The sequence below is a fragment of the Paenibacillus sp. FJAT-27812 genome (assembly GCF_001273905.1).
GTDB lineage: Bacteria > Bacillota > Bacilli > Paenibacillales > Paenibacillaceae > Pristimantibacillus.
On sequence record NZ_LIGH01000001.1, the window covers coordinates 3,536,947 to 3,550,267 of the forward strand.

Here is a 13,321-nt window from a genome sequence, read left to right on the forward strand (position 1 = left end):
AGCAATGAAGCAAATGACAGGATTCGCAAGCTGCTGAAAGTATAAATGAGCTTAAGCCGCGTGGAGCGGCTCAAACTCATTTATTAAGTAAATGCTTATAGGGGCCGTAGTCGATGCCTTGACGTTCAAGGAAAGTAACTAGGCTGCGGTAATCACGTTTTGGAGTTGCTCGTATGTAGCCTTCGATGCAATGCTCGCGCGTTACGGACGAAGCGCCGTGCTCAATTGCCACCTGACCGATTTTGGCTGCGATGGAATGTTTAGCTATATCGCGAAAAGCGCTTGGCACTGGTGATACAAGCTCATCCAGCAGCTCCTTGGAATCGTCGTTCCACATGCTGCGGCTGCGCTCTACCCAGTAGTTTTGCCAATCGAGCTTAGACTTGCCGTCTCGCATCGGAAGCACCTTGAGAAATTTTCGAAACATGAAAAATCCGCCAATCGACATAGCCGCAACCATGACGACCGCCCAAAAAACGATAAAATACATAAACCAATCCGGCGCAACTTTCATACGTGTCTTTCACCTCAATAATGAATTATACCGTATTCCTAGATTTATTTCGACATTCCTTGTAAAATAAGGTTTGATCAACCGAAAGGGGCGAAAGATTCATGTTGAAAATAGGTTCCCATGTATCATTTTCGGACAAGGGGCTGCTGACTGCAGCACAAGAAGCATTATCCTATGGCTCAGGTACGTTTATGATCTACACCGGTGCACCACAGAATACAAGGCGGAAGCCGGTCGACACGTTATATATTGAAGAAGGCAAGGCGCTAATGGAGCAATCCGGCATCAATGAGATTGTCGTGCATGCTCCGTATATCGTTAATTTAGGGTCATACAAGGATTCAACGTATGAACTCGCGGTTTCGTTCTTGCAGGAAGAGATTCGCCGGACAGACTATATCGGTGTTCGTAATATTGTCCTGCATCCAGGCGCTTATACGGATAAAGATGCAGAATACGGCATTGCCCGCATTGCAGAAGGCCTGAATGAAGTGCTTGCCGGCACCAAAGAAACGAATGTAAACATCGCGCTTGAGACGATGGCCGGCAAAGGCACCGAAATCGGCCGCAGCTTCGAAGAGATTGCCGCGATTATCGACAAGGTTCAGGACAATCATCGCCTGACAGTATGCATGGACACCTGCCATATGCATGATGCCGGATATGATCTCGTTCATGATTTGGACGGCGTGCTGGAGCAGTTTGATCGCGTGGTTGGACTTGATCGCGTAGCGGTCGTTCACGTCAACGACAGCAAAAACTCGCGCGGAGCAGGCAAGGACAGGCATGCACCGGTCGGCGCAGGCTGGCTTGGACATGAAGCGATCCAAAGAATCGTTCATCATGAAGGGCTGAAAGGGCGTCCTTTCATTCTGGAAACGCCATGGATCGGCAAGGAAGACAAAACGGAGCGGCCGATGTACGAAGCGGAAATCGCCTTGTTAAACGGCAACGGCAGAAGCCGTTTTGGCGAAACGTTCTTCGAGGATGTAGAGCGTCTGCACCATTTCTTCGGCAAGCAAGAAATTGATCCTAGAGTTTTTGTGCTCTCTACGTGGGATTTGCTGAAAAATGATGCAAAAGCGAAAAAAGCAGATCCACGCGAGCCGATGGAACGCCTATACGACCTTGTAATCGCAGGCCAGCCGCTGTCTTCCGAATTGACGGAAGAACAGATCAACCAGCGGATTACCGCTTGGTTCGGCGGCAAGGAACTGCTTGCCAAGGTTTAATATAAGCTAGCAAAACATTTCATTTATATCGTTGTGAAAGGAAGTTTGAAGTCCATGTCATCCCAATCCAAACCGTCCGAAATTTCCAATGAATTCGGCGGCAAAAGCGGCCGTGCACGCATGCTGATTTCTTGTCCGGACCGTCCGGGCATCGTTGCGGCCGTATCGCATTTCCTATATGAGCACGGAGCGAATATCGTGCAATCGGACCAATATACGATGGATCCGGAAGGCGGCATGTTTTTTATCCGCTTCGAATTTGATTTGCTTGATCTAGATAAGGAGCTTCCAGTACTCGTGGAGGATTTCGCAAGAGTAGCTGATCGCTTCGATATGAAGTGGCATACTTTCCGCGCTAGCCGCAAGAAGCGTCTTGCCATATTTGTATCCAAAGAGGATCATTGCTTGCTGGAGCTGCTATGGCAGTGGAAGGCAGGAGACCTAGATGCCGATATTTCGATGGTTATCAGTAACCATCCGGATATGCGGGAGCTTGTAGAGTCCTTCGGAATTGCCTATCACCATATTCCGGTTACGGCTGCTACGAAGGCTGAGGCGGAGCGCAAGCAAATGGAGGTCGTGGCGGATAAGGCGGATATCGTCGTATTGGCACGCTACATGCAAATTATTTCACCTAAGTTTATCGAGCAGTTCCCGAATCGTATCATTAATATTCACCACTCGTTCCTTCCGGCATTTGTGGGCGGCAAGCCCTATGCACAGGCCTATACACGCGGCGTGAAAATTATCGGCGCAACTGCGCATTATGTGACAGAGGAACTAGATGGCGGACCAATCATCGAGCAGGACGTTCAGCGCGTCAGCCACCGCGACAATGTAGATGATTTGAAGCGCATTGGCCGTACGATCGAACGCGTCGTGCTCGCTCGCGCTGTAAAATGGCATATTGAAGATCGCGTAATCGTGCATAATAACAAAACGGTTGTATTCAACTAGCTGCATAATTATGCGAGCATTCTTATTTTTATGATGGAAAACAAGCATGCAGAGTGATACAATATTCAAAGTTATTGCGTACTGGTATGACGCTGCGATCGTTATTGAGAAACCATATAACGAGACGATTATTAGACTAGAGTAGACCATAGGAGGCAAATGGAATGACAGTTACACAAAAATCAATTGACCAGCTTTCAATCGATACGATCCGTACACTTGCGATCGATTCCATCGAGAAAGCGAAATCAGGCCACCCTGGTATGCCAATGGGCGCTGCTCCAATGGGCTATCAGCTGTTTGCAAAAAATATGAAGCATAACCCATCGAACCCTACATGGATTAACCGCGACCGCTTTGTTTTGTCCGCGGGTCACGGCTCGATGCTGCTTTACAGCCTTCTCCACCTTTCCGGCTATGACTTGCCGCTCGACGAGCTGAAAAACTTCCGCCAATGGGGCTCCCTGACTCCAGGGCATCCGGAGTTTGGCCACACGGCAGGTGTTGATGCAACTACGGGTCCTCTTGGACAAGGTATTGCGATGGCTGTAGGTATGGCGATTGCCGAAGCACAGCTTGGCGCTACTTACAATAAAGAAGGCCACGATCTAATCAACCACTTCACATACTCCATTTGCGGCGACGGCGACTTGATGGAGGGCGTATCCCACGAGGCTGCTTCCTTCGCGGGCCACTTGCAGCTTGGCAAATTGGTTGTTCTATACGATTCCAACGATATCTCGCTTGACGGCGAGCTGAGCCTTTCGTATTCCGAGAGCGTTCAAAAACGTTTTGAAGGTTACGGCTGGCAAGTGCTTCGCGTAGAAGACGGCAACGATCTTGATGCGCTTTCTAAAGCAGTAGCTGAAGCGCAAGCGGATCTGTCCAAACCGACTTTGATCGAAGTGAAAACGGTTATCGGCTACGGCAGCCCGAACAAAGGCGGCAAAGGCGGACATGCAGGTCCTCACGGATCACCGCTTGGCGCTGACGAAACAAAATTGACGAAGCAAGCATACGGCTGGTCGGAAGATCATCAGTTCCACGTGCCTGACGAAGTTCGCGCTCATTTCGCAGATGTGAAAAGCAGCGGCGAGCAAGCCAATGCAGAGTGGGATGCTAGCTTCGCAGCATATAAAGCAGCTTTCCCTGAGCTTGCGGCTCAATTCGAGCTTGCGATCTCTGGTGCATTGCCAGAGGGCTGGGACGCTGACCTTCCTGCATACACAACGGCAGACAACGCGGTATCGACTCGCGTAGCTTCAGGCAACGCGCTTAACGGCCTTGCGAAAAACGTACCGACGATTTTCGGCGGATCCGCTGACCTTGAAAGCTCGACAATGACTCACCTGAAAGGTTTGACGCAGTTCAAACCAGGCAGCTACGATGGCCGCAATCTTTACTATGGCGTTCGTGAATTCGGAATGGCTGCTGCAATGAACGGTATTGCGCTGCATAGCGGCTTGAAAGTATTCGGCGGTACGTTCTTCGTATTTACGGATTACCTTCGTCCGGCTGTTCGTCTTGCTGCACTGATGAAGCTTCCTGTCGTTTATGTATTGACGCATGACAGTATCGCAGTAGGCGAAGACGGTCCTACGCATGAGCCGATCGAGCAGCTTGCTTCGATCCGCATCATCCCTGACCTTACGGTTATTCGTCCGGCTGATGCTAACGAAACTTCGGCAGCATGGGCATATGCCGTTGAGAACACAGGCAACCCGGTAGCACTTGTGCTTACTCGTCAAAACCTGCCTATCCTTGAAGGCACAGTGAGTGATGTTCACGCTAACCTACGCCGCGGAGCATACGTTGTATCCGATGCAGCAAACGGCAAGCCGCAAGCGCAAATTCTTGCAACTGGCTCTGAGGTGCAACTAGCTGTAGCCGCTCAAAAAGCATTGGCAGAAGAAGGCATTCAAGTACGTGTCGTCAGCATGCCGAGCTGGGATTTGTTCGAGAAGCAATCGAAGGAGTACAAAAACTCCGTCATTCTTCCTGAGGTTAAAGCTCGTCTTGCCATCGAAATGGCTCATCCATTCGGCTGGGAGCGTTACACAGGAGACCAAGGCGATATTCTTGCTATCGACCGTTTCGGCGCATCCGCACCTGGCGATCGCGTAATCAAAGAGTATGGCTTTACGGTAGAAAATGTTGTTAGCAAAGTAAAAGCATTGCTGTAATAGCGATTCAAGCTTTAGCATCCGATAGATAAGGGAGATCACAGCCACCATGTCTCAATTCGATAACGTATCAATCGTCAAGAAAGCAAATGTTTACTTCGACGGTAAAGTAACGAGCCGCGCTGTACTGTTCGCGGACGGCACCAAAAAAACACTCGGCATCATGCTGCCGGGCGACTATGAATTTGGAACGGACTGCGTCGAAATCATGGAGATTTTGGCTGGTGATTTGAAAGTGCTGCTGCCTGGCGAAACGGAATGGCTGCACATTAAAGGCGAAGGCGAATTCAGAGTGCCTGCGAACACCAAATTCAAGCTTCAGGTTGCTGAAGTATCGGATTACTGCTGCTCGTACATTTACGAATAGTTTTGCCTAGCAAGTTCAAAAGAGGCTATCCACACCTGCGAGCAATCGCCGGGGGAAAGCCTCTTTTTTTTGCCTGCTCATAATCCCTAATATCGTGCTAACAATCATAAAAAATGGTAATATAAGGACCCGGCTCCGCAGCGCTACAATTAGCTTTGTAATGGCTAAATATAGACAAAACATTAGGGGTGGAGGGGGAAAAGCAATTGAACCGGCGGATTGCAAAGGCCGTGCTGTCGTTTATACTAAATAATGGAATCACCATGATAATTTTTCAAAGTATGGGCTTGTCTGCTTCGGCTTTCTTATATTGACGAATGGCGCAAAATTCGATTTTTCGTGACAACTATACGGTAAATCAAATTGATTTGGACTATGCAAATCGGATAAGGTTAAGAGAGAAAGAAGCGCGCATGCTTTAAGCCTTCGCGTTTACTTAGGAGGTTATGTTCTTGAAGGAAAAAAACGTTGGACCCTTGGTGGCGATCTTGTCACTGGTCCTAGTAGCGATCATAACGATTTTGTTCTTCTTGCCGGCATACGACGGGGAGATCGGCTTTGACGTTACGATATTGCCGCTGCTTAATGCGATATTCAACTGCTTCACCTTTATTGCGCTGGTTGTTGCGCTAGTTGCGATTTTGAAGAAAAATGTACGTCTTCATCGTACATTCATCGGGGCTGCTTTTACATCCACGACGCTGTTTCTTGTTTCCTACGTCACTTACCATTATTTGACGGAATCAACGAAATACGGCGGAGAGGGCGCGCTGCGCTCAATTTATTTCTTCATTCTGCTAACGCATATTTTGCTAGCTATTGTTGTTGTGCCGCTTGCTTTGCTGTCTGCTGTCCGCGGCTTGCAAATGAAGGTGGACAAGCACCGCAAAATCGCGAGATGGACGATGCCAATCTGGCTGTACGTGAGCTTTACGGGCGTTGTTGTATATCTGATGATTTCTCCTTATTATTGAGAAGACAATGAAGGCCGCCGGGATAATCCTGGCGGCCTTCATTGTTTATATAGACGTTAAACAGCCGCGCTTGCGCCTTCGATCGTTTTTTTCAGCCTCTTGCGGTGCACGCTCCGCGAGAGGAAGACGCTGATCTCGTAGAGTGCGACAAGCGGAATTAAGATGATAAAGGCAGAGACAAAATCCGGCGGTGAGATCACGTTCGCGACGATAACAAGAATGAGATAAGCATAACGCCGCGATTTCTTAAGCCGTTCAGGCGTTAATAAGCCGATTTTGGTCAGGAACATGACGAGAATCGGAAGCTCGAAAGCGAAGGCGATCGGCAGGACAATGTTAATCATGAAGCTGAAGTATTGGGTAATGCCATAGGTTTCGACAAGATTCAGCTTATCGGATACATCCGTGATGAAGGAGAAGCTCATTGGCAGCACGACATAATACCCAAAGGCAAGCCCAAGCAGCAGGCATAACACGCTGTAAGGGATGTATCTGAGCGTCGCGCTTCGTTCATGCTGATGCAATCCTTTTTTGACGAAACCCCAGATCAGATAAAGCGTGACGGGCAATGAAGAGGTAACAGCGAATGCAAGCGATATGTTCATGTACATGCGGATTCCGTCGAAGGGGGAGAAAACATTCCATTCGAGCGTCGAAGCCGGCGGTGTGCTTTTAATATAGTCTAAAATAATCGGCGAAACGGCAAGGCCAGCGCCAGTGAATACGGCAAATACGGCGAAAATCGAAATCAGCAGCTTGCGAAGCTCGAAGAGATGCTCTAATAAAGGCATATTGGTTCTATTGCTCATTAAGATGCACTACCTTTCCTAATATTAGGAACGCATATGATGGCGAGCGTATGCCTTGCGAAGCTCGAACGTGTGGAAGCCATCTTGTAGCTTTGTTTGAATCTCCTTAAGAATGTCCACATCCTCATAAGAGAATTTCCTTGCGCCGCCTCGCGTCCTGTCAGGGAAAATGAGCTGCTTTTCCTCGTAATAACGAATCTGCCTCTCCGTTAAACCGGTTAATTCACAAACGGCGCCAATTCTAATCACTTTATTGCTCATTGCTTCGCCTCCTATAACAATTAAAAATAAGTGAGTGCTTTCTTGCATGCAAATGATAGGTTAAAGTGAGTTTATATAACATGAGAATGACCTTGATGGTGATTTTAGCAGGCTGAATGAAAGAAGACAATGGTCTTGATGGACTATGAATATTTGTTTGAAAAAGGAATTTGCCCATTTTTATGCAGGATGAACTGACTATAAATACTTTTTTTATTGATACGTCAAAATATATAAAGAATATTTATGTTAGTTTTTCTTACATAATAATAGAGTGGGCTCTGTAGTCCGTGTTATCTTTTCGTTGTGAGATTTACAAAGCCGACGAATGGAGTGAGCGGAATGGAGTCGACGAAAACGCCTAGCGAGATGTCCAGGCGGCAGTTTCTGAGCACAGTGGGGAAGATAGGCGGAGGAGCAGCCGTATTTAGCGTAATGGGTACGCTTGGGCTGCTATCTCCGGAGACGCTAAAGGCAGCAGACTTTGAGCCGCCGGACGGGAACGAGCTGTCGATGAGTAAAAAAGGCGGCAAAAAGATTATTATTTTAGGCGCTGGTATTGCAGGGATGACTGCCGCTTACGAGCTTAGCCAAGCCGGCTACGATTGTACGATTCTGGAGGCGCGCGCCCGTTCGGGAGGACGCATCTGGTCTGTGCGGCGCGGAACGACGATAGCTGAAATAGGGGCATCCAAGCAAGTGGCGCGATTCGCGGACGGCTTATATTTGAATGGCGGTCCTATGCGTATTCCGCAGTTCCATGTCACGATGGAGTATATCCGTAAGTTCGGCATTCCTATTGAACCATTCAACAATGTGAATGATCACGCTTATTACTATAACGAGGAAGTTGGCGAGCTTTCCGGCAAAAAAGTCAGAAAGCGCGAAGCAAAAGCGGATGTTCGCGGATACGTTAACGAATTAATGGCCAAAGCGGTTAACCAAAATGCGCTCGATCTGCCGATTACTGCCGAAGAGAAGGAAAAGCTGGTTGCCTACCTGCGCTCGGAAGGCGGCTTGGATGCCGATTTGTTCTACAAGGCTTCCTCGCGCGGCGGTTATAAGGACGAGCCGGGCGCAAGGCTTGATGCCGGCGTCATTCGGGATCCGTTCAGCATGAAGGCAATTTTGAATTCAGGCTTCGGCAATTATTTCAGCAGCGAATACGGCTATGATCAGCAAATGATGATGTTCCATCCGGTTGGCGGCATGGACGCGATCTCAAATGCTTTCGAGAAAAGGCTAAAAGGTAAAATTAAGTTCCACTCCGAGGTCATTGAAATCAAGCAAAGCGGCAGTGGCGTAACCGTCCTTTATAAAGATCTTGCTTCAGGTGAGGAGCGTAAGATCGAAGGCGAATATTGCATATGCACGATTCCTCTATCTGTGCTGAAATCGGTCAAAGCCGACTTCTCTCCGGAGATGAAAAAGGCGATTGACAGTATCAGCTACGCGTCAGCAGGCAAGATCGGCTTGCAATTCAAGCGCCGATTCTGGGAAGAGGATGAGCAAATCTACGGTGGCAATACGCTGACCAACATGGATATCTCATCGATCTATTACCCGCCGACAGGGTATATGCAGAAGAAAGGGCTGCTGCTCGGCTATTACGCGTTCGGCGGAAGCGCGGATAAGCTAGGCGAGATGTCGTATATTCAGAGGGAAGCGCATGCGCTTCAGCAGGGCGCAAAGATACATCCACAATATCATAAAGAGTTCGAGGCCTCATTCTCTATAGACTGGAAGCGAATCAAGTACAATCTTGGCGGCTGGGTATCTTACACGGGCGACCAGCGTACGACCGTTTATCCGACGTTGTGCAAGCCGGACCGCAGAGTCTATCTTGCGGGTGAGCATATGAGCTATATTACGGCATGGATGGCAGGCGGCATCGAATCTGCACGCGCAGTCGTAACCGATATTCATCAGCGCGTGATGAATGAGTAGCAAGCTGATTCATGCCGGTTCATGAAACTTTAGGAGGAATGCTAAAGATGGAGATAAAGTTGAAGCGCAACGCGAAAATCGCAGTCGGAGCAGCCATATTGTCATGCTTCCTGGGTGCATCCGCCTATGCAAGCGCATTATTGCCTAATAAATTGCCGTTAACGCCGGTAAACGAGCCTGAATTTTACGGAAGCCCGACCTCGTCAATTGCCAGCGCGGTGGCTTTGCCTTCCGGAGCAGCGACGTTCTCGACGAGCGGTACGGTTCCGCCGCTTCTGAACAAGGATGGCAAGACGGTGTATGAGCGTTACGGAGACACGGAAAAGCAAGGGGAAGGTATCCTTTTGAACATCGAAAAGCAGCTTAAGGAACAAGGCCTTAGCATGAAGGATGTAATTTATCTCAGGGTATACGTGACGGCTGACGAAGCGAAGAAGGGCGAATTCGATTATCAAGGCTGGTTCAATGCCTATGCGAAGTTCTTCAATACGAAGGAGAACCCTACCAAAGTGGCACGCTCAACAGTAGGCGTAGCGGGCTTAGTCAACAAGGATTGGCTAATTGAGATCGAAGCAGTGGCTGCTTATCCGATCACTCACAACCAAAATTAATAGCAGTAGCTTAGTCCTATATAAAGAAGAAATGGAGATGATGGTTGATGCTGCAAAGTATTGGTTTGCCGGGACTTATTATGATTCTTGTAGTGGTATTGATCATATTTGGGCCATCCAAGCTGCCGGAACTGGGCAGAGCGGTAGGAAGAACGCTTCATGAGTTTAAGTCTTCCGCGAAGGAGCTTGTCGCGGAGACGAAGGACGATGTCATTGAGAAGCAGGAAGCAGCCAAATAAGGTTGGCCTAATCAAACAAAGAGTTGCCTCGATTGCAGTGCATTTGCAATCAAGGCAACTCTTTGTTTCTGTGATGGCTGAGCGTATTAAATAGTATGCCTTACGAAAACCTAAGCTTTATCGCCAAGCTTGCGGCCGATCCATTGCTCATAGGCTTGAGCTACGCTGCACATATCTAGCTCGCCAAGTCCCATGGTGTCTCCGATCTGGAATTGGCTCTTCGCTGCTTCGAGCAAAGGCGTTGGCACTTTCAAGCCGTCCGACAAGACGGAGCTCAGCTTCAAGTCCTTCAGCATCAGCTCAAGCGAGAATTGCACGTCATAATTGCCTTCCAGCAGTTTTGCGCCCTTGAGCTCCGCTGCCTTGCTTGCTGCGCCGCCCGATTGGACGAGCTCGATGAACGAAGCGCCGTCGATGCCGCCGCTTGCGGCAATCGCCATGCCTTCTGCCAATGCGACAACATTGATGCCAACGATTGTGTTATGCGCAAGCTTTGCCACGGAGCCGCTGCCGTTAGCGCCCATCGGAATGACCTTGCGTCCCATTGCAAGCAATACATCACGAGCTCCGCTAAGTGTGTCTGTAGAACCTCCTACCATGAAAACAAGCGTTCCGCCTTCTGCTGCCGGCTTGCTGCCTGTCACCGGAGCGTCGAGGAACGAGGCGCCAAGATCAGCCGCCGCCGCCGCAAGCTCCTTCGCCAAAGTCGGCGAGATTGTGCTGCTGTCAATGAGCGTATGACCGCTGCGTGTTCCGGCAAAGATGCCGTTCTCTCCCCAATAAACCTCGCGAATAGCCGGATCGTTGCTAATCATCGTAATAACAACTTCCGAGGCTTGCGCTACGGCAGAGGGGCTGTCCAATTCTTTTGCGCCAAGGGCAGTAAGGGAGTCTGCCTTGCCTGGTGTGCGGTTATACACGGCCACCTCGAAGCCTTTGTTTAGTAAATTTGTTGCCATTCCAAGTCCCATAACGCCTAACCCGATAAATCCGATCTTTTTCATGAAGATTTCCTCCGCTCTGAATCGTTTTTTATTTAAGTATACAGATTTTTCATCAATAATTCATTGTTTGTTGCTTGTTTTTATAAGGTAAATCCGATATTGTAGATGCTAAGTTGAAAAGCATTATCAGAGTTGTATATCGAGAAATTTTTAGGAGGCATACATTAACATGAGCAAAACAGTTCAGTTTGACTACAGCAAAGCGCTGACTTTTGTCGGCAAGCATGAAATTGATTACTTGGCAGAATCCGTTCGCCTTGCGCATGAGCAATTACATAACGGAACGGGAGCAGGCTCGGACTATTTGGGCTGGATCGACCTTCCGACTAATTATGATAAAGAAGAGTTCGCTCGCATTAAGAAGGCTGCTGAGAAGATCAAATCGGACTCAGAAGTGCTGATCGTAATCGGCATCGGCGGTTCCTATTTGGGAGCACGCGCGGCAATCGAAGCGCTGTCGCACTCTTTCTATAATATTTTGCCAAAAGAGCAGCGCAAAACGCCGCAAGTTTTGTTCGCTGGCAACAACATCAGCTCGACTTACGTTACTCACCTTCTGCAATTGGTTGAAGGCCGCGACTGGTCGATCAACGTTATCTCGAAATCCGGCACGACGACTGAGCCTGCCATCGCATTCCGCGTGTTCCGCGCAGCGCTTGAGAAGAAATACGGCAAAGAAGAAGCCCGCAAACGCATTTACGCGACAACGGACAGCGAGAAGGGCGCGCTTAAGAAGCTTTCTTCGGAAGAAGGCTACGAGTCGTTCATCATTCCTGACGATGTTGGCGGACGCTACTCCGTGCTTACAGCGGTAGGCTTGCTTCCAATCGCTGCTGCCGGAATCAACATCGAATCGATCATGCAGGGCGCAGCGGATGCATCCAAAGAATACAGCAACCCTAACCTTGCTGAGAACGAGGCTTACCAATATGCGGCAGCACGCAACGCGCTATACCGCAAAGGCAAAGCGACTGAAATTCTCGTGAACTACGAGCCGTCGCTGCACTTCGTATCCGAGTGGTGGAAACAGCTCTTCGGCGAAAGCGAAGGCAAAGACTATAAAGGTATTTTCCCGGCAGCCGTTGACTTCTCGACTGACCTTCACTCGATGGGGCAATTTATCCAAGAGGGCAACCGGAACATTTTCGAAACGGTTATTCAAGTGAATGAAGTATCTGAGCATATTACAATCGAGCATGATGCAGCGGATCTTGACGGCTTGAACTTCTTGACTGGCAAGACGATGGATTTCGTTAACAAAAAAGCGTTCGAAGGCACGCTTCTTGCGCATACGGATGGACAAGTTCCAAACCTAATCGTTAACATTGCGGACATGACGCCTTACACGTTTGGTTACCTTGTGTATTTCTTCGAAAAAGCATGCGGAATCAGCGGTTACCTGCTTGGCGTTAATCCATTCGACCAACCGGGCGTTGAAGCTTACAAAAAGAACATGTTCGCATTGCTCGGCAAACCGGGCTTCGAGAAGGAAAAAGCCGAGCTGGAAGCAAGGCTGTAATCAACCGGCTTGATCGGTATACGGGAGTTTTAGCCTATGCTCGAGAAGTATAAGACGGTCAGGCAGCAGGCCAGCGCTGAGATCGTCATCAAGAAGTCCCGTTTCATCGGTTATGCGAAGCCTGTGGAGACGGAAGAGGAAGCCGTTGCTTTCATTAATGAGATCAAGCAGCTGCACAAGCAGGCGACGCATAACTGCTCGGCTTATATGGTGGGGGAGCGGGATCAGTTCCAAAAGGCCTCCGACGATGGCGAGCCAAGCGGTACGGCGGGCAAGCCGATTCTTGAAGTCATCAAGCATAAGGGTCTGAAAAATGTCGCCGTCGTCGTGACGCGCTACTTTGGCGGCATTATGCTTGGCGCAGGCGGGCTCGTCAGAGCCTACACGGACGGTGCTGTTGCCGGCATCGAAGCGGCAGAAGAGATCGTTAATGTGCTTCACCGCGAAGTGTTCGTTGACGTGGACTATACGTGGTACGGCAAGCTGGAGAATGAGCTGCACGGCAAGGGAACGCGGGTAGGCGGAACGGATTTTACGGACCGCGTTATCGTACGCTGCCTGCCGGAAGTGCCTGAGGCAGAGGCGTTTATCGCATGGATAACCGATCTGACGCAAGGGCAAGCGGCCATAACTGAAGGCGAAAATGTTTATTATATTGAAGGCGAATAGGATGAAGAGGAGTATCGGCATATGCTGATCTCCTC

Annotated in this window: 14 protein-coding genes; 10 read left to right on the forward strand and 4 right to left on the reverse strand. The window is 49.1% G+C overall.

The window, feature by feature from the left end:
- Positions 1-76: 76 nt before the first annotated feature.
- Complete coding sequence (locus ADU23_RS14885) at positions 77-514, reverse strand: DUF2621 domain-containing protein (RefSeq protein ID WP_053374441.1); 438 nt, start codon at positions 512-514, stop codon at positions 77-79.
- A gap of 101 nt (positions 515-615) precedes the next feature.
- Between ADU23_RS14885 and ADU23_RS14890 the strand changes: the two genes are divergently transcribed.
- The 5 genes from ADU23_RS14890 (at position 616) to ADU23_RS14910 (ending at position 6,227) form a co-directional block, all read left to right on the forward strand.
- Complete coding sequence (locus ADU23_RS14890) at positions 616-1,746, forward strand: deoxyribonuclease IV (RefSeq protein ID WP_053374442.1); 1,131 nt, start codon at positions 616-618, stop codon at positions 1,744-1,746.
- 54 nt (positions 1,747-1,800) lie between these two features.
- Positions 1,801-2,703 carry a formyltetrahydrofolate deformylase gene (purU, locus tag ADU23_RS14895; protein WP_053374443.1) on the forward strand — a complete coding sequence of 301 codons (903 nt, stop codon included), beginning with the start codon at positions 1,801-1,803 and terminating at the stop codon, positions 2,701-2,703.
- A gap of 164 nt (positions 2,704-2,867) precedes the next feature.
- Positions 2,868-4,886 (forward strand): transketolase, encoded by a 2,019-nt coding sequence (tkt, locus tag ADU23_RS14900; protein ID WP_053374444.1) that lies wholly within the window; start codon positions 2,868-2,870, stop codon positions 4,884-4,886.
- A 49-nt stretch (positions 4,887-4,935) separates the two neighbouring features.
- Positions 4,936-5,253 carry a pyrimidine/purine nucleoside phosphorylase gene (ppnP, locus tag ADU23_RS14905; RefSeq protein WP_053374445.1) on the forward strand — a complete coding sequence of 106 codons (318 nt, stop codon included), beginning with the start codon at positions 4,936-4,938 and terminating at the stop codon, positions 5,251-5,253.
- 446 nt (positions 5,254-5,699) lie between these two features.
- Positions 5,700-6,227, forward strand: coding sequence for a DUF420 domain-containing protein (locus ADU23_RS14910; protein ID WP_053374446.1), 528 nt, complete (start codon positions 5,700-5,702; stop codon positions 6,225-6,227).
- Positions 6,228-6,283: 56 nt separating this feature from the next.
- Here the strand turns inward: ADU23_RS14910 and tatC are convergent, their stop codons facing one another.
- Together tatC and ADU23_RS14920 are read right to left on the reverse strand one after the other, a co-directional pair.
- Positions 6,284-7,036 (reverse strand): twin-arginine translocase subunit TatC, encoded by a 753-nt coding sequence (tatC, locus tag ADU23_RS14915; protein WP_053374447.1) that lies wholly within the window; start codon positions 7,034-7,036, stop codon positions 6,284-6,286.
- Between the two features lie 24 nt (positions 7,037-7,060).
- Entirely contained in the window at positions 7,061-7,297 is a 237-nt protein-coding gene (locus ADU23_RS14920) for a MerR family transcriptional regulator (protein WP_053374448.1), read from the reverse strand.
- A 342-nt stretch (positions 7,298-7,639) separates the two neighbouring features.
- Between ADU23_RS14920 and ADU23_RS14925 the strand changes: the two genes are divergently transcribed.
- The 3 genes from ADU23_RS14925 to ADU23_RS14935 are packed head-to-tail and all read left to right on the forward strand — an operon-like array spanning position 7,640 to position 10,094.
- Positions 7,640-9,244: a flavin monoamine oxidase family protein gene (locus ADU23_RS14925; RefSeq protein WP_053374449.1), complete on the forward strand. Its 1,605-nt coding sequence runs from the start codon at positions 7,640-7,642 to the stop codon at positions 9,242-9,244.
- Between the two features lie 47 nt (positions 9,245-9,291).
- Positions 9,292-9,855: a RidA family protein gene (locus tag ADU23_RS14930; protein WP_053374450.1), complete on the forward strand. Its 564-nt coding sequence runs from the start codon at positions 9,292-9,294 to the stop codon at positions 9,853-9,855.
- A gap of 47 nt (positions 9,856-9,902) precedes the next feature.
- A complete protein-coding gene (locus tag ADU23_RS14935) occupies positions 9,903-10,094 on the forward strand; it encodes a twin-arginine translocase TatA/TatE family subunit (RefSeq protein WP_053374451.1) in 192 nt (63 codons plus the stop codon).
- A 110-nt stretch (positions 10,095-10,204) separates the two neighbouring features.
- On the opposite strand, the gene ADU23_RS14940 is transcribed toward ADU23_RS14935, so the two are convergent.
- A complete protein-coding gene (locus ADU23_RS14940) occupies positions 10,205-11,155 on the reverse strand; it encodes an NAD(P)-dependent oxidoreductase (RefSeq protein ID WP_269433169.1) in 951 nt (316 codons plus the stop codon).
- Positions 11,156-11,267: 112 nt separating this feature from the next.
- On the opposite strand from ADU23_RS14940, the gene ADU23_RS14945 reads away from it, so the two are divergent.
- A complete protein-coding gene (locus ADU23_RS14945; protein ID WP_053374453.1) occupies positions 11,268-12,617 on the forward strand; it encodes a glucose-6-phosphate isomerase in 1,350 nt (449 codons plus the stop codon).
- 36 nt (positions 12,618-12,653) lie between these two features.
- The gene (locus ADU23_RS14950) at positions 12,654-13,286 is read left to right on the forward strand and encodes a YigZ family protein (RefSeq protein WP_053374454.1); all 633 of its coding nucleotides are present in this window, start codon (positions 12,654-12,656) and stop codon (positions 13,284-13,286) included.
- Positions 13,287-13,321: the final 35 nt, after the last annotated feature.